General features: G+C 60.6%; 26 protein-coding genes. 16 read left to right on the top strand and 10 right to left on the bottom strand.

The window, feature by feature from the left end; translation table 11 throughout:
- Nucleotides 1-32 precede the first annotated feature (32 nt).
- On the bottom strand, nucleotides 33-401 hold the full coding sequence (locus NKI66_RS04055; RefSeq protein WP_352750998.1) for a hypothetical protein: 369 nt from the start codon (nucleotides 399-401) through the stop codon (nucleotides 33-35).
- A gap of 192 nt (nucleotides 402-593) precedes the next feature.
- Between NKI66_RS04055 and NKI66_RS04050 the strand changes: the two genes are divergently transcribed.
- The 10 genes from NKI66_RS04050 (at nucleotide 594) to NKI66_RS04005 (ending at nucleotide 9,749) form a co-directional block, all read left to right on the top strand.
- On the top strand, nucleotides 594-1,298 hold the full coding sequence (locus NKI66_RS04050; protein WP_352750996.1) for a heme-binding protein: 705 nt from the start codon (nucleotides 594-596) through the stop codon (nucleotides 1,296-1,298).
- Entirely contained in the window at nucleotides 1,295-3,175 is a 1,881-nt protein-coding gene (locus tag NKI66_RS04045) for a methanol/ethanol family PQQ-dependent dehydrogenase (protein WP_352750994.1), read from the top strand. Before NKI66_RS04050 ends, NKI66_RS04045 begins: the two co-directional genes overlap by 4 nt.
- A complete protein-coding gene (locus NKI66_RS04040; RefSeq protein ID WP_352750992.1) occupies nucleotides 3,156-4,025 on the top strand; it encodes a substrate-binding domain-containing protein in 870 nt (289 codons plus the stop codon). The genes NKI66_RS04045 and NKI66_RS04040 overlap by 20 nt, the downstream gene beginning before the upstream one ends.
- Entirely contained in the window at nucleotides 4,022-4,555 is a 534-nt protein-coding gene (locus NKI66_RS04035) for a c-type cytochrome (protein ID WP_352750990.1), read from the top strand. Before NKI66_RS04040 ends, NKI66_RS04035 begins: the two co-directional genes overlap by 4 nt.
- A gap of 14 nt (nucleotides 4,556-4,569) precedes the next feature.
- Nucleotides 4,570-5,565, top strand: coding sequence for a cytochrome c oxidase subunit II (coxB, locus tag NKI66_RS04030; protein WP_352751106.1), 996 nt, complete (start codon nucleotides 4,570-4,572; stop codon nucleotides 5,563-5,565).
- On the top strand, nucleotides 5,562-7,532 hold the full coding sequence (gene ctaD / locus NKI66_RS04025; RefSeq protein ID WP_023811929.1) for a cytochrome c oxidase subunit I: 1,971 nt from the start codon (nucleotides 5,562-5,564) through the stop codon (nucleotides 7,530-7,532). Before coxB ends, ctaD begins: the two co-directional genes overlap by 4 nt.
- Entirely contained in the window at nucleotides 7,529-8,134 is a 606-nt protein-coding gene (locus NKI66_RS04020; RefSeq protein ID WP_023811928.1) for a cytochrome c oxidase subunit 3, read from the top strand. Before ctaD ends, NKI66_RS04020 begins: the two co-directional genes overlap by 4 nt.
- A 133-nt stretch (nucleotides 8,135-8,267) precedes the next feature.
- The gene (locus NKI66_RS04015; protein ID WP_352677669.1) at nucleotides 8,268-8,477 is read left to right on the top strand and encodes a hypothetical protein; all 210 of its coding nucleotides are present in this window, start codon (nucleotides 8,268-8,270) and stop codon (nucleotides 8,475-8,477) included.
- On the top strand, nucleotides 8,474-9,352 hold the full coding sequence (locus NKI66_RS04010) for a cytochrome c oxidase assembly protein (RefSeq protein WP_352750987.1): 879 nt from the start codon (nucleotides 8,474-8,476) through the stop codon (nucleotides 9,350-9,352). Before NKI66_RS04015 ends, NKI66_RS04010 begins: the two co-directional genes overlap by 4 nt.
- Complete coding sequence (locus NKI66_RS04005; protein WP_352552145.1) at nucleotides 9,333-9,749, top strand: c-type cytochrome; 417 nt, start codon at nucleotides 9,333-9,335, stop codon at nucleotides 9,747-9,749. The genes NKI66_RS04010 and NKI66_RS04005 overlap by 20 nt, the downstream gene beginning before the upstream one ends.
- A gap of 80 nt (nucleotides 9,750-9,829) precedes the next feature.
- On the opposite strand, the gene NKI66_RS04000 is transcribed toward NKI66_RS04005, so the two are convergent.
- The 5 genes from NKI66_RS04000 to NKI66_RS03980 form a co-directional block, all read right to left on the bottom strand.
- The gene (locus NKI66_RS04000; protein WP_352750985.1) at nucleotides 9,830-10,669 is read right to left on the bottom strand and encodes a hypothetical protein; all 840 of its coding nucleotides are present in this window, start codon (nucleotides 10,667-10,669) and stop codon (nucleotides 9,830-9,832) included.
- Nucleotides 10,666-11,058 carry a phage holin family protein gene (locus NKI66_RS03995; RefSeq protein WP_352442894.1) on the bottom strand — a complete coding sequence of 131 codons (393 nt, stop codon included), beginning with the start codon at nucleotides 11,056-11,058 and terminating at the stop codon, nucleotides 10,666-10,668. Before NKI66_RS03995 ends, NKI66_RS04000 begins: the two co-directional genes overlap by 4 nt.
- Nucleotides 11,055-11,660 (bottom strand): hypothetical protein, encoded by a 606-nt coding sequence (locus tag NKI66_RS03990; protein ID WP_352442895.1) that lies wholly within the window; start codon nucleotides 11,658-11,660, stop codon nucleotides 11,055-11,057. Before NKI66_RS03990 ends, NKI66_RS03995 begins: the two co-directional genes overlap by 4 nt.
- Nucleotides 11,661-11,978: 318 nt before the next feature.
- Complete coding sequence (locus tag NKI66_RS03985) at nucleotides 11,979-12,824, bottom strand: manganese catalase family protein (RefSeq protein ID WP_352552153.1); 846 nt, start codon at nucleotides 12,822-12,824, stop codon at nucleotides 11,979-11,981.
- Between the two features lie 172 nt (nucleotides 12,825-12,996).
- Nucleotides 12,997-13,914 carry a glycoside hydrolase family protein gene (locus tag NKI66_RS03980; RefSeq protein WP_352750982.1) on the bottom strand — a complete coding sequence of 306 codons (918 nt, stop codon included), beginning with the start codon at nucleotides 13,912-13,914 and terminating at the stop codon, nucleotides 12,997-12,999.
- A gap of 360 nt (nucleotides 13,915-14,274) precedes the next feature.
- Between NKI66_RS03980 and NKI66_RS03975 the strand changes: the two genes are divergently transcribed.
- Complete coding sequence (locus tag NKI66_RS03975) at nucleotides 14,275-15,447, top strand: glycosyltransferase family protein (protein ID WP_023811918.1); 1,173 nt, start codon at nucleotides 14,275-14,277, stop codon at nucleotides 15,445-15,447.
- A 2-nt stretch (nucleotides 15,448-15,449) separates the two neighbouring features.
- Complete coding sequence (gene glf, locus NKI66_RS03970; RefSeq protein WP_352552155.1) at nucleotides 15,450-16,592, top strand: UDP-galactopyranose mutase; 1,143 nt, start codon at nucleotides 15,450-15,452, stop codon at nucleotides 16,590-16,592.
- Between the two features lie 87 nt (nucleotides 16,593-16,679).
- Here the strand turns inward: glf and NKI66_RS03965 are convergent, their stop codons facing one another.
- Entirely contained in the window at nucleotides 16,680-17,846 is a 1,167-nt protein-coding gene (locus tag NKI66_RS03965) for a glycoside hydrolase family 26 protein (protein WP_352552157.1), read from the bottom strand.
- A 205-nt stretch (nucleotides 17,847-18,051) separates the two neighbouring features.
- On the opposite strand from NKI66_RS03965, the gene NKI66_RS03960 reads away from it, so the two are divergent.
- From NKI66_RS03960 to NKI66_RS03945, 4 genes are all read left to right on the top strand, one after another.
- A complete protein-coding gene (locus NKI66_RS03960) occupies nucleotides 18,052-18,927 on the top strand; it encodes an MBL fold metallo-hydrolase (protein WP_128305823.1) in 876 nt (291 codons plus the stop codon).
- A gap of 339 nt (nucleotides 18,928-19,266) precedes the next feature.
- Nucleotides 19,267-20,001 carry a Crp/Fnr family transcriptional regulator gene (locus tag NKI66_RS03955; protein WP_352750980.1) on the top strand — a complete coding sequence of 245 codons (735 nt, stop codon included), beginning with the start codon at nucleotides 19,267-19,269 and terminating at the stop codon, nucleotides 19,999-20,001.
- A gap of 19 nt (nucleotides 20,002-20,020) precedes the next feature.
- The gene (locus NKI66_RS03950) at nucleotides 20,021-20,257 is read left to right on the top strand and encodes a DUF6894 family protein (RefSeq protein WP_127296098.1); all 237 of its coding nucleotides are present in this window, start codon (nucleotides 20,021-20,023) and stop codon (nucleotides 20,255-20,257) included.
- A gap of 195 nt (nucleotides 20,258-20,452) precedes the next feature.
- A complete protein-coding gene (locus NKI66_RS03945; RefSeq protein WP_352721456.1) occupies nucleotides 20,453-20,695 on the top strand; it encodes a hypothetical protein in 243 nt (80 codons plus the stop codon).
- A gap of 593 nt (nucleotides 20,696-21,288) precedes the next feature.
- On the opposite strand, the gene NKI66_RS03940 is transcribed toward NKI66_RS03945, so the two are convergent.
- The 3 genes from NKI66_RS03940 to NKI66_RS03930 form a co-directional block, all read right to left on the bottom strand.
- The gene (locus NKI66_RS03940; protein ID WP_352750978.1) at nucleotides 21,289-22,245 is read right to left on the bottom strand and encodes an NAD(P)/FAD-dependent oxidoreductase; all 957 of its coding nucleotides are present in this window, start codon (nucleotides 22,243-22,245) and stop codon (nucleotides 21,289-21,291) included.
- Nucleotides 22,246-22,345: 100 nt separating this feature from the next.
- A complete protein-coding gene (locus NKI66_RS03935) occupies nucleotides 22,346-22,630 on the bottom strand; it encodes a DUF6894 family protein (protein WP_127258401.1) in 285 nt (94 codons plus the stop codon).
- Between the two features lie 111 nt (nucleotides 22,631-22,741).
- Nucleotides 22,742-22,990: a hypothetical protein gene (locus NKI66_RS03930; RefSeq protein ID WP_352728439.1), complete on the bottom strand. Its 249-nt coding sequence runs from the start codon at nucleotides 22,988-22,990 to the stop codon at nucleotides 22,742-22,744.
- Between the last annotated feature and the right edge of the window lie 324 nt (nucleotides 22,991-23,314).

Below are 23,314 nucleotides of genomic sequence, written 5' to 3'. Positions count from 1 at the left end.
CCTCAAGCGCTTCAGCGCAGCGTTGCAAAAGGTCAAGCTGCGTTGCGGACCCGGGTCTGCCGTTCGTTCTCCTCCGTCACGGCTGGTATACGGAGAACCACACGCCTTCCGTGATCCCTGACCTCTCTGGGCAGCATGATCCCGACCGCTTCCTGCAACGGAGGGGCGATCATTTCCACTAAATCCAATGCTTTATGAGGAAAGCCGGTGGTACCGTTGGTTGGGATCAGTTCGCCCATCAACCAACTGTTTTTGTCACGTTTTTCCTTCCTGCGGGGTGTTGTTTGTATCACAGCAGGCAGCACAATCTCGCCGCGGATATTCCGCCGGCGACACGGACAGACGGCAACTTGCATCGGCGTACGAGGGGGCTGCGCAATTTTTTGCAGAAGCAGGAACATAGCTGCATCGCCCAAGTTAAATACCGACGGCATTGGATCACGGCTTCATTCTCGCATTTCCAGTCTGCCAGAGTGCTCCGGGATTCTTTGATGCTCGAACGAATGGGCAGGACAATGTATCGCTGTCAGCTTTTGCTATCAGCCTTTGGTCTGGTGTTGTTGACGGGTGGCCTGTTCCCACAGGGCCAAGCCATGGCACAGGCGCCCTGCCCGGCCGACCACGATAAGCTGCTCGCTGTCCTCAAGGCCAATGTGAAAGCAAGCGGCGGACCTGCCAACGGTGGCTTTGAGACCAACGAATGGGCCGCTATCGTCGCCCGCGACGGCGCCGTATGCGCGATCGCTTTCAGCGGTCCCACCGCCGATTCGCAATGGCCAGGCAGTCGCCTCGTCGCGGCAGAGAAGGCCAACACGGCCAATGGACTCAGCCTGGCGCAGATGGCCCTATCGACGGCCAATCTCTACGCGGGGGCGCAGCCGGGCGGGCCGCTTTTCGGCTTGCAGGAGACCAATCCGGTCAACCAGGCCGCGGCCTATGCGGGCGATCCCATAACGTTCGGAAGCGCCAGCGATCCCCTCGTCGGCAAGCCGATTGGAGGCGTCGTTGTGTTTGGCGGCGGACTTGCCCTCTATGACGGCAAGAGCATCGTCGGAGGGATCGGGGTTTCCGGAGATTCCTCATGCGCCGATCACAATGTCGCCTGGCGTGTTCGCGCGGCGCTCGGCTTCGACAAGGTTCCCGCCGGGGTCAATCCCAATCGCAAGGACGCCATCGTCTACGATCTCGATCCCGGCGGCAAAAGCGCCTCGGGCTGGGGTCATCCGCTTTGTGCCGGCACCGAGGCTGACATCGCGGCGGAGCTCGGCGCCGGCGTGGGAGGCTCGATCCACAAATGAAAGGCATGCTGCACCCGGCACCAGCGCGCGTTGACGCAGGACAAGGCGCCCGCGCATTGGCGATCTGGAATTCTTTTCGCACCTGCATACTCTCGGTGATGCTGCTGGCATGCGGCCCATTCCTGAGCGGTGCCTCGGGGCCGCCATCGGCGGCGGCTATTGCGCCGCCCGCCGCCGCCGCGCCACCCGATGACGGGCAATGGACAATGCCGGCCAAGAACTACGCGTCGACCCGCTTCAGCGACCTGACCGAGATCAACGAAGGCAACGTCAAGCACCTGCAGGTCGCCTTCACCTTCTCGACCGGCGTGAACAAGGGTCAGGAAGCAGCGCCGCTGGTTGTCGGCAACATCATGTACATCGTCACGCCCTTTCCCAACATCGTCTACGCGCTCGACCTTTCCAGGCCCGGCGCGCCGATGAAGTGGAAGTACGAGCCCAACCCCGAGCCGGCGGCACAAGGGGTGGCCTGTTGCGATGTCGTCAACCGCGGCGCGGCCTTCGCCGACGGGCGTATCTTCTTCAACACGCTGGACGGCCACACGATCGCGCTCGATGCCGGTACGGGCAAGCCGATCTGGAACGCTCATATCGGCAACATCAACATCGGCGAGACAATCACCATGGCGCCGCTGGTGGTGAAGGGAAAAGTTCTGGTCGGCAATTCCGGCGGCGAAATGGGCGTCCGCGGCTGGGTGAAGGCGCTGGATGCCGGAAACGGGCATGTTGTCTGGACGGCTTATGGCACTGGACCCGACAAGGATGTGCTGATCGGCCCGGACTTCAAGCCCCACTATGACATGGACAAGGGCACAGACCTTGGCGTGACGACATGGCCGCCGGAAGCCTGGAAGATCGGCGGCGGCAATATGTGGGGCTGGATCTCCTACGATCCGGACTTGAACTTGATCTTCCACGGCACAGGCAATCCAGGACCGTGGAATCCGGATTTGCGGCCCGGCGACAACAAATGGACGTCCGGTATTTTCGCGCGTGATCCCGATACCGGAGCGGCGAAGTGGTTCTATCAGTGGAGCCCGCATGACCTCCATGACTATGACGGGATCAACGAGCAGATCCTTCTGGACGTGACCTGGCAAGGCAAGCCGCGCAAGGTCCTCGTCCGACCGGAACGCAACGGCTACCTCTATATCCTCGATCGGACCACTGGCGAGGTGCTGTCGGCCACAGCCTATGGCCCGGTCAATTCCAGCAAGGGCGTCGACCTGAAGACCGGCCGCCTGATTGCAAACCCCGACAAGAGAACCGGCACCGGCAAGGTGGTGCGAGACATTTGCCCGACAGCGTCGGGCCTCAAGGACTGGCAACCATCGGCCTTTTCGCCGAGGACCGGCCTGCTCTACATCCCCCACAACAATCTCTGCATGGACGAAGAAGGCGTCGAGGTAAACTACATCGCAGGCACGCCCTATGTCGGCATGAACGTACGCATGATCCCCGGGCCGGGCGGCAATCGTGGTGCCTTCACCGCTTGGGATGTTGCCGCCGCCAAGCCGGCCTGGGTCCTGAAGGAGAACTTTCCGGTGTGGAGCGGCACCGTCGTCACTGCCGGCGATGTCGTCTTTTACGGCACCATGGAAGGCTGGTTCAAGGCGATCAGCGCCAGGACTGGCGATCTCCTTTGGCAATTCAAGACATCGTCCGGCATCATCGGCCAGCCGATAACCTATCGCGGCCCCGATGGGCACCAATATGTCGCAATTCTGTCAGGCGTCGGTGGCTGGGCCGGTGCCATCGTTTCCGGCGACCTCGACCCACGCGATGCCACCGCGGCACTTGGCTTCGTCAACGCGATGAAGGATCTAAAGAACGCTACCACGGCGGGAGGCACGCTTTATGTGTTCCGGCTGCCTTGATGGATTGGACTTGACCGTACGTCCGGCGCGAAAGGCGTTCCAACGGGTGGCGATCGGCATGGCCGGGCTCGCCTTGTTGCTCTTGCCGGCTATTGCCAATCCACGTGAGTTGAGAGTGTGCGCCGACCCGAACAACATGCCGTTTTCCAACGCGGCCGGTCAAGGCTTCGAGAACAGGATCGCGGAAATTATCGCCACTGATCTCGGCGCCAAGCTGACGTATACTTGGTGGGCGCAGCGCCGTGGCTTCATCCGTAACACGCTGAAGGCAGGCCTTTGCGATCTCGTGCCCGGCACGCCTGCCAATCTCGAAATGCTGCGCACGACCACGCCTTACTACCGTTCGTCCTATGTCTTCGTGACCCGCCAGGACGGCCCGGACGTGGCCTCCTTCAACGACCCGCGGTTGCAAGAATTGCGTATCGGTGTTCAGCTCATCGGCGACGATGGCGCCAACTCGCCGCCTGTCCAGGCGCTTGGCCGCCGCGGCATCGTCTGGCACCTCATCGGCTACCCCGTCTATGGCGACTACTCCTCTCCCAACCCTCCGGCGCGCATCGTCGAAGCTGTCGCGAACGGCGAGATCGATCTTGCCGTGGTCTGGGGTCCGCTCGCCGGCTATTTCGCCCAGAGGCAAAAGGTGTCGCTCCGGATCACGCCGGTCACGCCTCGCATCGACGGACCGCAACTGCCGCTAATGTACGACATCTCAATGGGTGTTCGGCGCGAGGACGATGCGCTGCGTGGCGATGTGAATAGCGCGCTTGCCAGACACAAGGCCGAGATCGACGCGGTTCTGGCGCAATACGGCGTACCGCGTCTGGACATGGCCGGGAATCCGGCGCGATGAGGCAGGCTCTGGCGATGTTGCTGCCCTTGACGCTGGTCCTGGTCGCCTGCCAGCGTGAGGAGCGCGATACCCGGCTACAATCGGCGCTCGGCTCAGGCGAACAGCCGACACCGGTGACCGCGCTTGAGCCCGGCGGCCAGCGGCCTTCCGCCAGTGACAACAAGGCGGCGAGCTTCGAGGCGAACGCCTTTCACCTTAGCGAGGGCAAGCGCCTGTTCGGCTGGTTCAACTGCTCGGGCTGTCACGCCAATGGCGGTGGCGGCATGGGCCCGGCGCTGATGGACGAAAAGTGGCTCTATGGCAGCTCGATCGAAAGCATCCATGCCACGATCCGCGACGGGCGACCAAACGGGATGCCGAGCTTCCGCCAGAAGATACCCGACGACCAAATCTGGGAACTTGCGGCCTTCGTACGCGCACTGAGCGGCAACGCGCCCTCCTCCGCCGCGCCGCAGCGCAACGACGATATGATGGTGCACCCGTCTGAAAACCGCCTGCCGGATGCCGCGACGCTGGGAAAGTCGCCGTGAGACGGCTCGCCTTCATGGCGCTTGCCCCCTTCTGTGTCCTGCTTCTGCAGGGATGCGCAGGCTGGCAGTCGGCGCTGGACCCGAAAGGCCCCGCAGCCGACGAGTTGGCCTGGCTGATCTGGTTCTTCACCGCGCTTTGCGCGGTTGTGTGGGTGCTGGTGATGATCGCGCTCGCAGCACCGCTGGTCATGCGATCGCGTCCCGGCGATGAGCCCCTCTTACTCGACGCAGGGGCCGAACGCCGCAAGATGCGCGTGGTTGTCACCGCTGTCGGGCTGACCGCCATAATCCTGATCGGACTTACGCTGCTGAGCTTTTTCGCCAACAGGACGCTTGCCGCCATTGGCTCGGACGCCGCGCTGACAATCAGGGTAACCGGGCATCAGTGGTGGTGGGAGGTGCGCTACGAGGATGCTACGCCGAGCCGCATCCTGACGACGTCAAACGAGATCCATATCCCTGCCGGCGAGCCGGTGCGGCTGCTATTGACCTCGACCGATGTGATCCATTCCTTCTGGATCCCAAGCTTGGCCGGCAAACTCGATCTTATCCCCGGCCACATGAACGTGCTGGATATCAAGGCGGACAAGCCGGGCGTCTACCGTGGTCAATGCGCTGAATTCTGCGGTGCGCAGCATGCCAATATGGGCACCTTCATCATCGCTGAGCCGCGTCCGAAATTCGATGCCTGGCTGAACGACCAGTTGCAGCCGGCCGGCGCGCCGGCGAGTGGCGAGGCCAAGGCCGGCGCGGACCTGTTCCTCAAGCGCCCCTGCGTGATGTGCCATAGGATCGGGGGGACGCCGGCCGGCGGAACGGTGGCTCCCGATCTCACCCACATAGCAAGCCGGAAAACATTGGCGGCCGGAACGCTGACGATGAGCCGCGGCAATCTCGCCGCCTGGATAGCCGACCCGCAAGGCATCAAGCCGGGTTCCCACATGCCAGTGGCAGATCTCAACGGCGACGAGCTCAACGCAATCGTCGCTTATCTCGAGGGGCTGAAATGAGCAGCGCCGATGTCACAGGCGACCGCCACATCCCGGAACCAGACCCCGCCAAGGGCGACCTTGCTCCCGAACGTGACGGCCCCCGCGATACGGGCATGGATGATGCCAGCCTGCATCGCTGGCTCGAGCGCACCTGGCGGACGCCGTCCGGCATCGTCGGAGCGCTCTCGAGCGTCGATCACAAGGTAATCGCACGACGCTATTTGATCACCGCTTTCGTCTTCCTTGGTCTTGGCGGTCTCAACGCTGTCGCCATGCGTATCCAGCTTTCGGGACCGCAACGCGGCCTGATCGGGCCCGACCTCTACAACCAGCTGTTCACCATGCATGGCGTTACGATGATGTTTCTGTTCGCCGTGCCCATCGTGCAGGCGACCGGGATCTACCTGGTGCCGCTGATGGTGGGCACCCGCAACATCGCGTTTCCGCGCCTGAACGCGTTCAGCTATTGGATCTACGTCTCGGGCGGCGCTTTCGCCTGGGTGTCCTTTGCCCTCAACATGGCTCCTGATGTGGGCTGGTTCGCTTACGTGCCGCTGTCCGGCCCCGAATTCGCACCGGGCAAGCGCGCCGATGTCTGGGCGCAGATGATCACTTATACCGAAGTGTCGTCACTGGCCGTCGCGGTGGCAACCATCGTCACGGTGTTCAAGCAGCGGGCCCCCGGCATGTCGCTGGACAAGATCCCGCTCTATGTCTGGGCGATGCTGGTCACTTCTTTCGTCGTCGTCTTCGCGATGCCGGCGGTGATGATCACCTCGACTTTCCTGATCCTTGACCGGCTGGTCGGCACGCACATCTTCAACCCGGCGGAGGGTGGGGATGCTCTGCTGTTCCAACACCTCTTCTGGTTCTTCGGCCATCCGGAGGTTTACATCATCTTCCTGCCGGCGACGGGCATGGTCTCTTCGATCATCCCGGCTTTCGCCAGGCGACCGACATTCGGCCATCTCGGGCTTGTCCTGTCACTCTTCGCTGTCGGCCTCCTGTCGTTCGGGCTCTGGGTCCATCACATGTTCGCCACCGGATTGCCGAAGCTCGGCGCAAGCTTCTTCACCGCGTCCAGCATGATGATCGCCATTCCGAACGGCGTGCAGATCTTCTGCTGGCTGGCAACATTATGGGATGGCAGACCGGTAATCCGGACCCCGTTGCTGTTTGTCTTCGGCTTCTTCTTCATCTTCGTCATCGGCGGGCTAACCGGCGTCATGCTCGCCTCGGTGCCACTGGATCTTCAGGTGCACGACACCTATTTCGTCGTCGCGCATTTCCATTACGTGCTGATCGGCGGCTCGGTGTTCCCGCTGCTTGGCGCGGCTTATTTCTGGTTCCCGAAGATCACCGGCCGCATGATGAGCGAACGCCTTGGGCGGTGGCATTTCTGGCTGGCCTTCATCGGGTTCAATGCGGCCTTTTTCCCGATGCATCTCGTCGGCCTATGGGGCATGCCACGACGGGTCTACACCTATCCGGCCGAGCTTGGCTGGGGCAACATCAACCTTTTCATCTCGGCAGGGGCGCTACTCTTCTTCCTGAGCTTTGTCCTGTTTACTTTCAATCTTGTGCATGGCGCGTTGAAAGGCACCTCGGCCGGCAACAATCCGTGGGACGCAGGAACCTTGGAGTGGGCAACATCCTCGCCGCCGCCGAGCTATAATTTCGCACGCATTCCCATCGTCACCCATATCGAGCCGCTCTGGGCCGAGCGCGAGACGCTCCCTGTAGCGACCGGGCTCCGCGTCGATGCGCGCGAGCTCCTCATCTCCACCGTGGCGGAAGCTCATCCCGACATTCGTGAGAAATCGGCCACACCGTCGATCTGGCCTCTTTTCGCGGCGCTCGCCGTCGGTGGTACGTTTCTCTATTCGATTTTTACGCCTTGGGCCATCGTCTGGGGCGCCGCGCCGATCGCCATCACGTTGATCGGTTGGTTCTGGCCGAAGGGCGATCCGGAGGACCAGGAATGAAGCATCGAGTTGCCGCCGATCTTTCAGGACTGCCGACCTTCGGGCATGGTCCGCACAGCCCGACCTGGTGGGGCACGCTGGGCTTCATGGCGCTCGAAGGCACCGGTTTCGCGCTGGCAGCGGGCGCATATCTCTATCTTGCGTTGTCGTGGCCAGCGTGGCGGCTTAGCGCACCGCAACCTAACCATTGGCCCGGAACGATCGTGATGATTTTGTTTGTCGTCAGCCTTGTGCCCAACCACGTCCTCCACCGCCACGCCAAGCAATGCTCCATGATTCCGGTGCGGATCGGCCTGGTGGTCATGTCGCTGCTCGGCATCGCTCCGCTCGTCGTGCGCTGGTTCGAATTCCCCGCCCTCAACATCTATTGGGACACCAACGCCTATGGATCGATGCTCTGGGTGCTGCTTGGCCTGCACACCACGCACCTCATAACCGATGTCGGCGACACCATCGTGCTGATGGTGCTGATGTTCACGCGCCACGGCTATAGCGGCCGGCGCTTCGGCGATGTCGGCGACAATGTCTTCTACTGGGATTTCGTGGTCCTGACCTGGATCCCGATCTATGTGCTCATCTATTGGGCGCCGAGGCTAGGCTGACATGCGAGCGTTGCGGTTTGGAACGTCTTGGGGTGGTCTTCTGTCAGGTCCGCTGGCCTGGGCGGTCTCGACACAGCTGAATTATGCGCTGGTGCCTTGGCAATGCAATCGCCAGGTGCCGGTCGTGCTTCCCGTGGCGCTGCTGCTCGTCTTATTGTCGCTGCTCGGCGGGGCGCTGTCGTGGCGGGCGAAGCGGCGAGGCGGTGCCGCATTCAAGCCGGAGCGTACGCGCGGCACAGAGCGCTTCGTCGCCAACCTCGGAATGTTGTCGGCGTTGCTGTTTGCGCTTGTGATCCTCATGCAAGGCAGCGCGGCGCTGATCCTGGATGAGTGCCTGCGATGAACCTGGACGCGCTGTTCTCTACTTCCATCTGCTACGGCGCCGGCGCACCCGAGGCCGGGTGGACGCTCGCGCTGCCCATTACGCTGCCGCTTGCCGTCCTCGGACTCGCCTATGTCGTGGGCGCGAGCCGGCTTTGGCGGCGCAGCGGCCGCGGCAGGACTTTGCGGCTGCGCCAGGCTCTGCTGTTCACGGCCGGATGGGGCGTGTTGACAGCCGCATTGGTCAGCCCGATTCATGCGCTCGGCGAGCAGGTATTTGCGGCGCATATGATCGAGCATGAACTTCTGATGGCCGTGGCGGCGCCGCTGTTGGTCTCTGCCTGCCCGGCTGCGGCTTTGATGTGGGGCCTGCCCACCCGGTTCCGGCGCATTCTGGGAATTGCCGGGCACGCCAATTGGCTGAAGGCAGTCTGGGCTTACGCAACGCGGCCGATCAGCGCGACCATTATCCACGGCATAGCCATATGGATCTGGCACATTCCGGTGTTATTCGAAGCCGCGCTCGAACGCGGCGTGCTGCACTATGCACAGCACGCGAGCTTCTTCGGAACAGGGCTGCTGTTCTGGTGGGTGCTCTTGCCGCGTCCCGGCCGCCAGCATGCCTATGGGAGCGCAGTGATGCACCTCTTCGTCACCTCGCTGCATACGGGTCTGCTCGGCGTTCTCCTGTTGCTCTCGCCACGGCTCTGGTACCCGGAGAACGCCGAGGGAGCGGCACTGTGGAATTTGAGTCCCCTGGAAGACCAGCAGCTTGCCGGGCTGGTCATGTGGGTTCCAGCTGGACTGATCTATGGCGGCGTAGCGCTGCTGCTGGCCGCGCTGTGGATCAAGGCGAGCGGAAGCAGGGAGGCGGCGCATGCGTACGAGCTTGTCTAAACTGCTTGCCGCCGTCAGCGCCGCGCTGGTGCTGCTCGTCGCGGCCGTGGCCGGAATGACCTGGTGGTCCGATCGGGCCGCACGCGTCCGCCACGAGGCGGAGGCGGCCACGGGCGGTGACACTGCGAGGGCCTTGCCGATCATGACGGCGAACGGCTGTTCCGGCTGCCATACGATTGCGGGCGTGCCGGGCGCGCAAGGGCAGGTCGGCCCTCGCCTGGATGCCAGTCTTGCTGACCGTGTTTTTATCGGCGGCGGGCTAGCCAACAATCCAGAGAACCTGATCCGCTGGATACGATCGGCAAGGGAAGTCAATCCGCACACGGCCATGCCATCGACACGGATTACGGAGCAGCAGGCGCGCGATATCGCGGCCTACCTCTACGCTCTGAAATGACTCGAGCGGTTCACCGTTCGACGGACAACGCCGACCCCTTTCTGGAAGAGACCGACTATCGTTGATCTATGATTACCAAGCTAGGTTTGGCGCTGAGACGGATCGGAAATCCGTTCCCGAACGGCACGCTCGGTCTTGTCTGCTGTGGACTTCACAATCTCGCCGAGCTGATCGGCCATCGTGCCTGCTTCCATATGTTGCCGGCCAGCTTCCTGCTTGATGGTTTCATAGGCGTCGGCGGCGGCCTGCTTGGCCTCATCGAGACCCCTGTCCAGCATGGTTCCGGCAGTATCGCGAAGCTTGTCACCAAAGGCGCCTAGTTGCTCATCCTCCGTTGTGGTATGCGGCAGCATTGCACCGATAGCGGCGCCGATGGCGAGACCGACGGCCGCTACGGCCAAGGGTTGGTCTTCCAACAGATCTTGCGCGGAGCGGCTGGCTTTCGCCGCCATGTCACCAGTCATCGAGCTTGCATTGGCAGCGCTTCCCGTCAGACCCGCCGCAGCGGCCCTTGCGGTGCCCGATATGGTATCGCCGACGCTGGTAGCGCTCGATGAGAGCGAATCCGCGGCATCGGAGAGCGTGCCGCCGAAGCCGCCGCGCTCCCCTTCATCATGTCGTCCCGGCGCTGGAGGCAATGGGTAGCCAGCCGAACCGTGGGCCATGTTTGAGGTACCGCTGCCGAACATTAGCCAAGCCAGACCCGCGCCCACCATGGTGACCGGCAAAGGATTGTCTCGGACCTGCGTCCTGAGATTGCTGAGTATGGCCGAGCTCTCCCCTCCCGAGAACAGCCCGGTGAACTCATCCAGCAATTGTCCGGGCGTCATCTTGCCTCGAATAGATTCGGCGGTCTCCATCACCCGGGCGCGGGCTGCCTCTGCCTCGCGTTCAAGTTCGGCTGCGGATTTCTCTTTCATCTCACCTGTTCCTTGATCACGCTCGCATCGCGCTTGAGCTGTTCCTGGGTCCGGTCGGGGGTAAGTTCCGAAGGCGCCATGCTGGCCATCCCGGTCCGCAGCAGGATGACGCCGAGGACCGCCACGACCACACCGACCAGCAGGGAAGACCACCCCGCGCCAAGCCCTGCCCGCGTCAGTGCGATAACGAGTGCCTGCAGCAACACCAATAGCGCGGCGAGCAGGCAGATCGCGCCGCCCAGTACTTCCGCGGCACCTGCTCCGGCTTTGGTAAGCTTTTCAGAGAGCTCTGCCCGAAACAGCCTGGCTTCGGTTTGCACAAGCGTGGTGACGTTCTGGGCCAGGTCCGTCACCAGCCCGGCAAGGCTGGTATTGTCCTGTGTGCTCATCTGTCTTGCTCCGCATTCTGAGTGGCCGGATCCTCGCCGAGAAGGTCGAAATTCTGGGAACTGTCGGCGGACCAATCGGCGGCCTGGCTGGACGTGATGTCTCCCGACGCTCCCTGAGCTGCTTCAGGACCCGCCGGCGGAGAAGCCTTGATGAACCGCCCGAGAGCCAATCCGGCCAATACCGATCCGGCAAGCAAGACACCGGGATTTTGCCGGCCAAAGGACTGCACGTCCTCCAGGACCTGGCCGAACGGCTTCTGTTTCAATGACGATGAAAGCCGCTCCAAGCCACCGGCGGCATCCAATGCGAACTTCGATGCGTTCCTTTCATCGTTGTTGGCCAGATGGTCACTGGCCGCGCGCAGTGCGCCGCCCAGCGCCGCCAAACTCGATCCGATGTCGCGCTGAGCTTCCTCCGCCTTGTCGGAAATGACATCCCTGGCTTCAGATGCATAGTCGCCAGCCTTACGGGTCACCGTGTCACGCGCGTCGTGGAGCAACTCGCTGGCACGTTCTTGTTCCAGGCGAAGCCTGTCGGAAACGTCGCTTTTCGCCTTGTCAAAATCGGTGGGCTGTCCGCCCTGATCGTTCTCACGCTGCATGGGCCACCTAGTGAAGACCGAGGAAGGAGAGGACCGCGAGCACGACAACGACAAGGCCGATAAGATAGATGACACTGTTCATGTGCACGTCCTCCGTGGCTTCCCAACTTCGTGGAACCTCCGATGTTCCATTAGGTGAAGCATTTATAGCTAGGCTGAAAATGGAGAGCTCGTCAGGCACACACCAATCACCAATGAGCTGCGCTGTCGCTCGTACACAGCGTCAATTGGCCGATATAACCGGGTGCGGCCGAGTCAGCGAGAAGCTCCAAGGGGGAGACAGCCAGTGCCGGCTGCCTTCGGTATTGCTATGACAGCCTATTCGGCGGCCCGCCTGTCGATCATCTGCTCGCTCTGGGCGCCGGAACTTGGCCGTGGCGGCGAAAGCATGGGCTCCTCGCCCATTGGTGCACCGGCGACCAGGGAGAACTCTCCCTTGCCGTCCATCGAGGGTCCATCGCTCCAACGTCCCCGCGCTGGTTCGACACCTTCGACGAAGCAATTGATGAAGGCATAGGATACGTCCTGATGCTCCTTCTCCTGCGGGAAGGAGTTGGGGACCGGCAGAGACGCGTTCAGTCCGCCCATGTCTTCGATGGCCGCGAGCCACTGCTGTTGGTGCATGGTGTCGCGCGCAATAAGGAAGGACAGCATGTCCTTCATGCCGGGATCGTTGGTCATGTTGTACAGGCGGGTAGCCAGTACGCGGCCGCTTCCTTCCGCGGTGACGTTTGCGACCATATCCGCGGCAAGATTGCCGCTGGCATAGACATGCGAAGCATTGAAGGGAACGCCGTTGGCGTTTTCAGGCAGTGCGGCCAGGCCGGTCGACAAGATATGGCGGAAGTTCATCCCGTTGAGGACCGAGCCGCCGACCGTGTCCGACGAGATGTCCTCCTGCAGCGAAAGTGGTGCACCCTCTAGATTGAGGGCGACCGCAGTCGCCAGCATTTCGATATGGCCGAGTTCCTCGGTCGCCGTGTTTAACAACAGGTCGCGGTATTTGGCCGGTCCGCGGCATCCCCATGCCTGGAAGAAATACTGCAAGGCGACGCGGATCTCGCCTTCTACTCCACCTATGGCCTGCTGCAACGCGCGGGCAAAGACTGGATTCGGCGTTTCCACACGAACCGGGTACTGCAATTTCTTGTCGGTGTAATACATGGCTGACTCCTGGTTTGAAGTCAGCCGAACCTCAGCTCGGACGCATTGTTCCGTAGGAGGAACGTTTAATTCCGGCAGGCTTCCCGACGGAACGTCTCGAGCTACGGAAGCTCATTGCGCAATGCGAGCCATCCAGTCGGTCTACGCCGTGGGTGCCCATTGGCACCGGGGATCATGCGACCTTGGAAAACAGGGCGACGTCGCATCTGGCCAGGCCGTAGCGCCACCGATGATCGGTCGTGGCGACCCGGCTTTGGTAAAACAACGATAGTTGGCTGCCTTCGATCATCACCGTCGAGTGGCCGTTCTCTCCCGGCTGGCCTGGCTCCAGCACCGGGCCGATCGATACGTAAGGTCCAGCAACGTCATCAGCGATAGCGAAGAACACGCGTTGCCGGTTCCCCCGAAGTCCATTCGGCAGAAAACAAGTGGCATTGAGAAGCACCCGACCGTCCGGCAACTCGACCAGCTGTGCGCCTTCTATGCCCCATTCATAGTCGGGATCCTCTCTCGTATTATGGTGAGGGACATCATTATGGTCGAGGATCTTGCCGATCCGCTTCCAGGGACCGAACCACGAGTCGGATTGGCTCCGTGCGAGGTAGATGTCGGGTTGCGGCACCTTGGTGAATTTTGGCATCGCGGAATAGACGAGGTAGCGCTTGCCGCCAATAACTGCGGGATGCGGATCGTAAATGCCGTCCTCCTCGGTGTCCGGGATGGCAAGGATCGCCGGGCTGAGAACCACCCACTGGAATCCGTCATTGGAAACCGCGTGCTCGCACCGGCCGCCAGACTTCATGAACTCGGTCTGGATGAACATATGAAAGACGCCGCTTTCGTGGATGACGCCGGGAGCCGCAACACCACTCCCGTTGATAGGAAGTTCGATCGGCGGATGCTCGGTCCACGGTCCATAGAGATCGGGCGCCGTGGCATGAAGGATCCTCCACGTCTCGGTGGTCACCGTGCCACTTGAGCCGAAGACGTGCCACAGACTGCCATCGAAGACAGGGCACGGGTCTTTGAGATCATCGACGCTTTGCGGATGAAACAGCGGAAAAACATTGGTCGCAAAGTCGATCTTCATATCAGCCCCGGAATCTTGCCCTGCCAAAACCGAATCGCCAGTCGTGCAGGCGAATCAACGTGATGTTCTGCACATTTTATAGCCGACAAGTTCAACGCAAATACGGCAATGCCGTTCTCCACCAGCATTCCCCAGTCGCCCCGCGCCTCAAAGCCCGCCGACACACGATAGCCGTTCTCGACTCAGCGAGCGGATCTCGTTTTCGTCTATCGAGCGGCGACTGAAGGCGCTCCATTTCACCTTGGAACAACTCACCTCGTTGAAAGTTAGGAGACGGGAACGAAGTTTAGTTCTCTCCCGTCCGCGACTAACAAATGTTAGTCGGAACATAAACGACAGACTAAAGGAAGGAAATCTTCAATGGAAGCAGCCTTGGGTGGGGCAGTCGCCAGTAACCGCGCTGGCAGGGAAAATCTACTGGTTTGCTTCTCCCATTTGCGGTGGAATTTCGTTCATCAACGCCCGCAACATATCCTCAGTCTCGCCTCCATGCAGCAGAGAGTGGTCTACTTCGAAGAGCCTGTTTTCGAAGACCTGCCACAGCCGCTGATGCGGACGAGCGAGGCAGCGCCAAGCATTCTAATTGTGACGCCAGTGCTTCCGCTCGGCATGTCGGCCGCGAAAGCAGATGCCGTCCAGCGGAGATTTGTCCAGCAGATCATAGCTTCAATGCCGCACAGCCGGTTGATCGCTTGGTACTACACGCCGATGGCTCTGCGCTTCACCGAGCACCTCGACCCGGACATATGCATCTATGACTGCATGGACGAACTCTCCGCATTCAAGAATGCGCCGCCCGAGCTGGGGCAGATGGAAAAGGCCCTGCTGCGCCGCGCCGATCTCGTTTTCACCGGAGGCCTAAGCCTGTTCGAGACCAAGCGTCACCTGCATCACGCGATCTTCCCTTTTCCTAGCAGCATCGATGTGAAGCACTTTCACACTGCGAGACGCCCAGGAAAGGAGCCAACCGACCAGGCCGGCATTCCTCATCCGAGGGTCGGATATTTCGGAGTTATCGACGAGCGGCTGGACGTCGAGCTCGTAGCGCAGGCGGCGGAGACTATGTCGGACGTGCATTTCGTGATGCTTGGCCCGGTCGTCAAGATCGACCCCGCAACCCTGCCCAGAGCCGAAAACCTGCATTGGTTGGGCGCGAAGGCCTACTGCGACCTGCCCCACTATATGCGCCATTGGGATGCCGGTTGGATGCCGTTTGCACTCAACGAAGCGACCCGCTTCATCAGTCCGACCAAGACGCCAGAGTTCCTAGCGGCCGGTCTCCCGGTGATCTCGACGGCAATCGTTGACGTTGTGCGCAGCTACGGCGCTGCTGGACTGGTGGAAATCGCCGACAGTGACGATCTGGAAATCAAGCTGCGCTCCATTCTATTGCGACCTCGTGAGACGTTCCTGCCGCAAGTCGACGCCTATCTTGCGGACATGTCTTGGCAAAAGACATGGAGTGGCATGACCGCTCACATCGAGCGTGCCTATCGAGGTAAGAAGGTCATCCCTCTCCGCAGGAGTGCATAGCCATGTTCGATTGGCTGATCGTCGGCGCGGGATTTGCCGGCAGCGTGCTTGCTGAAAGGATAGCCTCCCAGCGCCACGAAAGTGTTCTCCTGGTCGACCGCCGCAGCCATGTCGGCGGCAACGCCTATGATTGCTATAATGAAGCCGGCATCCTCATCCATCGTTATGGGCCACATATTTTTCACACCAACAGCCAGTCGATCGTGGACTACCTCTCGCAGTTCACGGAATGGCGCACATACGAGCATAGGGTGCTGGCGGCCGTGGATGAGAAACTGCTTCCCATCCCGATCAATCTCGACACGGTAAATCGCCTTTACGGCCTCGACCTGAATTCCACACAGTTGGAGGAGTTCTTCGCGTCGCGGCGCGAAACCGTAGAGGACGTACGAACGGCCGAGGACGTCGTCGTCAGCACGGTGGGACGCGAACTCTATGAGAAATTCTTCCGTGGCTACACCAGGAAGCAATGGGGCGTCGATCCTAGCCAACTGAGCAAATCAGTGACGGCACGAGTGCCGACCAGAACCAACCGCGATGACCGCTATTTTAGCGACAGCTTCCAGAAGATGCCGGCCGGCGGGTACACGAGAATGTTCGAACGCATGCTCGACCATCCGAACATCAAGGTCATGTTGCAGACCGACTTCCGCGAAATTCGTGACGAGATACCATTCAACCACCTGATCTATACCGGCCCGATCGACGAATACTTCGGCTGGCAGCTCGGGCGTCTTCCTTATCGCTCGCTCCGTTTCGAGCACGTCACCCTCGACCAAGAGCAGTTTCAGCCGGTTGCCGTCGTCAACTACCCCCAGACGGAAAATTACACCCGCATCACCGAGTACAAACATCTGACCGGCCAGCAGAACGCGCGGACCAGCCTGACCTACGAATATCCCACCGATATCGGGGACCCGTACTATCCGGTGCCGCGGGCCGAAAACGAAGAGCTCTACAAGCGTTACGAAGCGCTCGGCGCAACCTGTCCCGACGTGTGGTTTGTCGGCCGCCTGGCAACCTACCGCTACTACAACATGGATCAGGTGGTCGGGCAGGCCCTGGCAACCTTCGCCCGCATCCAAAAGAGCGTCCCGGAATGGGCGAGCGCGGGGAAGGCGTCGTTGGCCGAAGGGGCGCTGTAGCTCCCCACCTAGACGTACTTGGGAGCATCGGACGTGGCAAAGCGGCGTCAACAGGCGCTCGCAACAGTCCTCGTGCCGCTCATGTATCTAACGCGTCGGGTTCGCCGCGAACAAAGTTTGCTGGCGGGCCAATTCATCCGCGATGGGCGTGCGGACGTGTCGGCTGCCGTCCGCCTGGATGACCGAAAACAATCCCACTTCCGCATGCCGCGAATTGTCCCAGCCCGGATAGGCGGTTATCGGGTATAGGCAAATACCTTCGATTGGCGCTTCGAGACCGATTGCGGCACGCACCTCGTCGCAGACATAATGGAGCCAAGCCGCCCCGCCCGATCCTTCGGAGCCGGTCTCGGCGATGAACATCGGCTTGCCGTATCGATGCGCGACCTCAATCAGCATCTCCGAAAGGGCACGGTACTCGTGATGCCCCATCGGAATCGTCGGCCCGTTTAGGTACCACTGATTGTGTGGGTAGAAATTCAGGCCAACGACATCGACAACATCTTCGCTGCCCCCCAACTCAGGTTCTGCCCGGCCCAGCAGCATGTCGTAAGCTTCGAACTGTCCGAGATGGGCATTTTCGGCCCGGCGCCGTTCGGTCCGCGTTCGGTCGCGAGGAGCAATGTGGATAAGCGGCTCGGCCCAGACAAATCTGCAAGCGGGATCGACCTCCCGCATCGCGCGAACGCCAGCTATTGCAGCTTTCACGAGGTGCCGCTTGAACCATCCCCGCTTCTTCGGACCGACGCGCGGGAAATACCCGACCTCAACAGCCCAGGCGAAAAACGAAATTTCGTTGATTGGGCACAACAGAGGTGCTGTACCGGCGATTGAACGATGAACCCTCACAGCTTCCGCGGCGAACGAGGCATAGGCATCGATGAAATGCATCGACCCCTGATCAACGTGGTCTGGAGATCCGTAGTGGAAAATGTCCCAGATGACCTGGACACCTGCCGATTGCGCTGCTTCGACCATCGGCGTCCAGCTTGACCAGTCATAGGTCCCAGGAGCGGTTTCGATGAGGTGCCAGCGCAAACCGTCGCGGATGGTACGAAGACCGAGTTCGGCGCAACCGCGGTAGTCGCCCAGGGCATGCAAATAATGCGACGTCGCGCGGATAAGATCGAGGCGAACGCCGTCCTTGCGCCGGTGCGACGAGCACTCAAAGCCAGCCATGAAAAAACTGGCGAACGCCGACGTGCCCGCAATCGAAGTCAAGCCATCGCTATCGCTTTGTGCTGCTTCGCTCATGCGGCAACCCCTTCTCATTTGCCATGCTGCACCATCGTCCAGTGTATTACTCAGGGCCAAACCCGGATGGTCGAGCCTTTGTTCCCCGATCGAGCCCACCGAGCCGGTGGAGCAGACAGGAGCCAGGGAACAAGGTGCGCCGAGGCAAGTTCGGGACCGAGCCGTCATCGATTGTCCAGCGGTTACAACGGAGGCAGGGAACAGCATGACCGTTCAGATTCGACTTTCCGACATCGACCATGCCAGGCGCGAGGATCGTGGCGACGGCGTCTGGAGCATCGCGCCGGATTTGGCCTATTTGCGGCTGACAATCGTGAATGTCGTGTTCTTCGGCGCTCCCGGCAGCGGAGATCGAAACTGGGTCCTGATCGATACGGGTTTGCCGACGTCGCGAAGCAGCATCCTGGCGGTCGCTGAAAAGCGCTTTGGAGCCGGCGCGCGGCCCGCCGCGATCATCTTGACCCATGGCCATTTCGACCATGTGGGAGCGGTTGTGGATCTGGCCGGCACATGGGATGCGCCCGTTTTTGCGCACCCGCTCGAGCGTCCTTATTTGGACGGAACTGGGTCCTATCCACCGCCTGATCCTTGGGTGGGGGGCGGCCTGATAGCGCTGCTTTCGCCACTCTTTCCTCGTGGCCCAATCGATCTCGGAGATCGCCTGCAACTCTTGCCGGCCGACGGATCGGTCCCCGGCATGCCCGGATGGCGCTGGCTGCACACGCCCGGGCATGCGCCGGGGCATGTCTCTCTCTGGCGCGAAGAAGACCGCTCGCTGATCGCTGGGGACGCCTTCATCACCACGGGTCAGGAGTCGGTCTATGAAGTCGCCGTTCAGGACTTGGAGATGCATGGTCCACCGCGCTACTTCACACCGGATTGGGATGCGGCGGAAAAATCCGTGAAACAACTGGCTGCGCTGAAGCCGCAGATGGTGATCAGCGGACACGGAGCGCCAGCTGCGGGAGTTGGCATGCGCCAAGCCCTCGACAGACTGGCTGAGCGGTTCACGGCATTCGCCGTGCCGCCGCGGATGAAGTTCGTGCGTGAGCCAGCCACTGTTTCAAATAGCGGAGCTTAGCGGAGCGCCAGGAGCTGTATTGCCGCTCCAAGGTGCTTGCAGATTGTCTCGGCGGAACAACCTCGTAGCGCCAGTTGGGGCATATGTTCCGTTGCGGACGTCAAAGCCTTGCCGAATTGGCGCCAATGGTTATCTCAGCGACAATTTCGAACACAGCCCATGTCATAGGTTAATGCGTGGCTCCGCAGGCTCCCCTATGGGCGGCATAACTGCGGGCTCGATTGTGCGGCGGTCCAATCACCCGCCGAACCGGGCCCGTTCTCCGCCGCCGCTCTGTAATGTCACGGAACTTTCAGCGCGATTGCAAGTTCGATAAATAACATAAGCTAGGTAGCCAATTTGTCTCCCACCTCATCCTCGGATGTACTTATCCGCAAACTCCTGATCATCTCGCAAGTACGACAGACCGACATCGACGTTTTGAAGAGCATCCCGATCCAGGAGAAGGATTTTTTGCCCAACTACGACCTGGTGCGTGAGGGGGACCGTCCTGTCAGTTCGTTTGTCGTTTTGGATGGCCTGCTCGGTTCCACCAAACTTACCGGCGACGGCAAACGGCAGATTACATCCTTCTTTGTGGCTGGGGATATTCCGGATCTGCACGGACTGCATCTGTCGGTCATGGATTGCAATTTTACGACCCTCACAGCAGCTAGACTGGGCTTCATACGACATGACGCTCTTCGCGCCGTTTGCGAACAGCATCCTCGAATCGCGACGGCTTTTTGGCGGTCGACCCTGATCGATGCAGCGATTTACAGGGAATGGGTCACTAATGTGGGAAGACGCGAGGCATACACGCGCATGGCTCACATATTGTGCGAATTGATTTTTCGCTTGCGCTCGGTTGGACGCATCCAGGATCACGTCGCGGATCTTCCCATTACCCAGGCAGCCCTTGGCGATGCATTGGGCTTGTCCACAGTCCACGTCAACCGAATGCTTCAGGAACTTCGACGTAGAGGCCTCATCGCCACCACAGGATCAAGAGTGCATGTTCTGGATTGGCTTGGCCTCACTCATGCAGGTGATTTCGACACGACCTACCTGCACCAAAGAAACCCTGCAGTTTAGTGGTGACGGATGCTCTCGCATGGCACGATTTTTCTTTGATAGTGGCGATCACGATCTGGTCTTCGAGGACCAAATCGGCATCGAATGTGCCGGTTTGGAGGAGGTGCGCCGCGTGGGCTTCGAGGGCCTTATCGACCTTACGAGAGATGCACTCACTGAGGTGGACGGGCAGCAAGTGTTTGTTGAAGTGCGGAACGAAAACGGCGACAGGATTCTGAGGCTGAGCATCTCGCTTCAGATCAAGTTGATGAGGTGACGTGCGCACCGGACTTGCTGCGTCGAAAAGCTGCCGAGCGCCGGCACACGCCGCGTGGTCGGACAGTCGGACGAAGATGCCGCCGCGATTTGCGACCGACGACAAGTCGGGGCGGGCCCACATGGAAGAAATCGGCAAGGCACAGCCAGAAGGGCATAGCCCGTCCCATACGGCCCAACCGGTGTCGCGTATTTTTTGTATAAAGTTCTGGAACGCGCACTCTCGGCGCTCGTTCATGTTGTCTCAGCAGTGGGTGTCGAAGTGCAACGAAAAGCGAACGAGGCAAGCCGGGTAGCGAAAGGCCAGGAACTTGAGTTCGAACATCTGGTCGAGCTCACGGACATTGACCCCAAGCAGGCCCGAACGCTGCTTCGCAAGCACGGCGCCGATTGGCCGAAGCTCAAAGACGAGGCGGAAGCTCTGAAGAAGGAAGACTAATCGTCACCTTCCCAGCGGTTGGCGAGAAAGCTGTTCTAACTCATCCTCGTCCGTGATCCCCGCCTGGTAGTAGGCCAGAATACGTGATGCCCGGCGTTCCCTCTCGGTTGCGGTTTCGTTTTTGATTTTGCTGCGTGCGAAGACGCGACTGAGTAGGGCAAGTTCTGATGGCGTGAAGGCGTCTCTATGCATCGCATCTCAACTCCGCGCGCCGCCCGTCTCGAGAGGGGCCGAGGCGGGCTGAAGCTGTGGTTGCAACCTCTGATGCCGGCCAGCAAGAGATCGCAGAACAGGTCGTCCGGCGCGCGCTAACGCTGGACGAGAAAGAATGTTCCACGTGTTTTCTTAGATGGAAAGCCCGCCCCGGACAAAGCCGAGACGGGCCGAAGCTGCTTCGGCAGCCTCAAGGCCCAGACACTGAGGGAGGATTGTAGGCCTGCAGCCAAAACCTCGTGCCGCAGTGATGTTCCGCGGCTGTAACTGTTGGCGGGATCATCTGCTGCGATTGCAGGGCGCGGCAACTTCTTGTCGGCCGGGGTCGAGACGTTCCGACGCGCTGTCAAGCGGCCGACATCTCGATCAGCCGCGTGGTTTCATGTTCGTTGAGAAGGCTGATCTGCAAATCCAGTCCGCTCGGCGCTCTCAAGCTCTTTATGGGCATGCGACGCGGCAATGGCAGCCTGTCCAAAAGCGACGGCTATCTGGTTCAACGCTTTGACAACGTCGCCGATGGCGTACATGCCGTGGATGGAAGTCTGCTGATGCTCGTCGACTGTGACATAGCCGTCTTCACAACATCTTGCGCCAACGGCCTCGGCGAGTTGAGAACGTACCTTGCACCCCAGTGCCAGATAAATGGCATCGAAGCGGTCTGACGTCCCATCTTTCAAAATCGCCTCGCAGCCGTCTGCTGCCGGGCAGAGCGTGTCGAGAGCGTCACTGATGACTATGCCTCTTGCCCTCGCCGCACGACGAGTGCTGGGCGAAAAGTCGGATGCGTCGCTCCCAAGCATCGTTATGAGCGGTGTAAACCGACTGAGGAAAATGGCTTCTTTCAAGGCTCTCACGTCGTGCCCGACGACCGCAATCTTCTGGTCGATCGCCTCATACCCGTCGCATACCGGGCAGAGTCGAACGACACCTGCGGCAATTGCCTCGCGTAGACGCGGAATGACGGGTGTCGTGTCGGTGATCCCTGTCGCCAAAAACACCTTGCGTGTCCGGATTGCGCCAATCGAGGTCTCAGTGACGAACCCCCCATGGGCAGGGGCGAGGGAATAGACCTGCCCTCCAACCAGAGTGGCTCCATACAAGGTGGCGTGACGTCGAAGGCGATCCAGAATATCGGCTCCACTTATCCCTTCGGGAAAGCCAGGACAGTTATGGCTCGTTGGAATCAAAGCGGCACGAGGATCGCCGGCATCGATCACCAGCACGCGATGGCGAAAACGGGCAAGATATTGAGCGGCGGTCAGTCCTGCCGGCCCGCCTCCGACGATCAGGACATCTTCGGTCTCGGCGGCCGGTCGACTGACGTGGCTATCGTGCATGGTTCGGCGCATCACCGGCCAACGATTTGGCTCGTACGATGTTCCAAGGGCGGTCTTCGGGACATCTGGCTCGATGGCGACAGCGTAGAGACACCAGGCTTCAACCCGACCGTAAGACGCCAGGCTCCTCTGTTTCCTTGAACTCTTCCGTATCCTTGGGCGCGGCGACCAGATCCTGGAATCCGAGAGTGGCGACGAGATAGCCTGCCTCATCGTAAACCTTCGTCACCCAACTGGTCGGGTCCACGCCGTCGACAATTCCGTCGAGCATGGCCTCTTTGGCAGCGCGCTTCGCCTCCCTGACAGCCTCATCTCGATCAGCCATATCGGCGAAGATTGCAGGCTGCGACATGCCTTCGATAAACTCGAAGCGAAATTTCGGCATCGGTTGCTCCAGTCGGTGTGCCAGCGGATCGGCCATTTCTGGCAGGTTTGACGGTCAACGCGGCGGTGTCGAAAAGGATGCAGCGGGTGGTGTTCGCATGACCATCCAACGTCAGGCAGCGTTGCTGCGTCCCATCTCCCAATCGTCCCGCCAACGTGCGCGCACGGCAATCATCAGCGTGGCCGCTTCCGTCATTCCTGTTTGGAACAGCCTGATCAGCTCTCTTGCGACGGCATAGGCCGCCGCCGTGTCAGGCAAAATAGCAAATTCCTGGCACAGCGCGTCAAATGCCGCGCGAAGGATGTTCAGGTCACTGGGGTAGAGAGCTTCTGTGTGCATGCGGATGGGTCGGTTAAGCATCAGGCTCCTCCAAATGGGCGAGAGTGGGATAGTCGCTCCCAAGCAGCGAAACCCGTTACACAGCCGCTGACCACGGCTTTATGCGGGACAGCCCACCAGCTGTCATTAAACTATGACGCAGTCGGCCGTTGTTCATGCGTGAAGATGCTCCACGGCCCATTCATCGCTTAACCTTCGCGCAGGTGTAGACGGCGAAGCCCTATACTCCAGCGACTATAACTCTTCGCGGCGCGATTGATGGGGCACAACGTGCAGCAGAATTTACCAGGCGCAACCGCGGGTGCCGAAGCGGCTGAATCCAAATCGCCTCGTCGCCGACATGAG

Origin of the sequence: Mesorhizobium sp. M0518 (genome assembly GCF_040321125.1) — a bacterium.
Lineage (GTDB): Bacteria > Pseudomonadota > Alphaproteobacteria > Rhizobiales > Rhizobiaceae > Mesorhizobium.
This window is presented reverse-complemented; position numbering and strand designations above follow the sequence as displayed.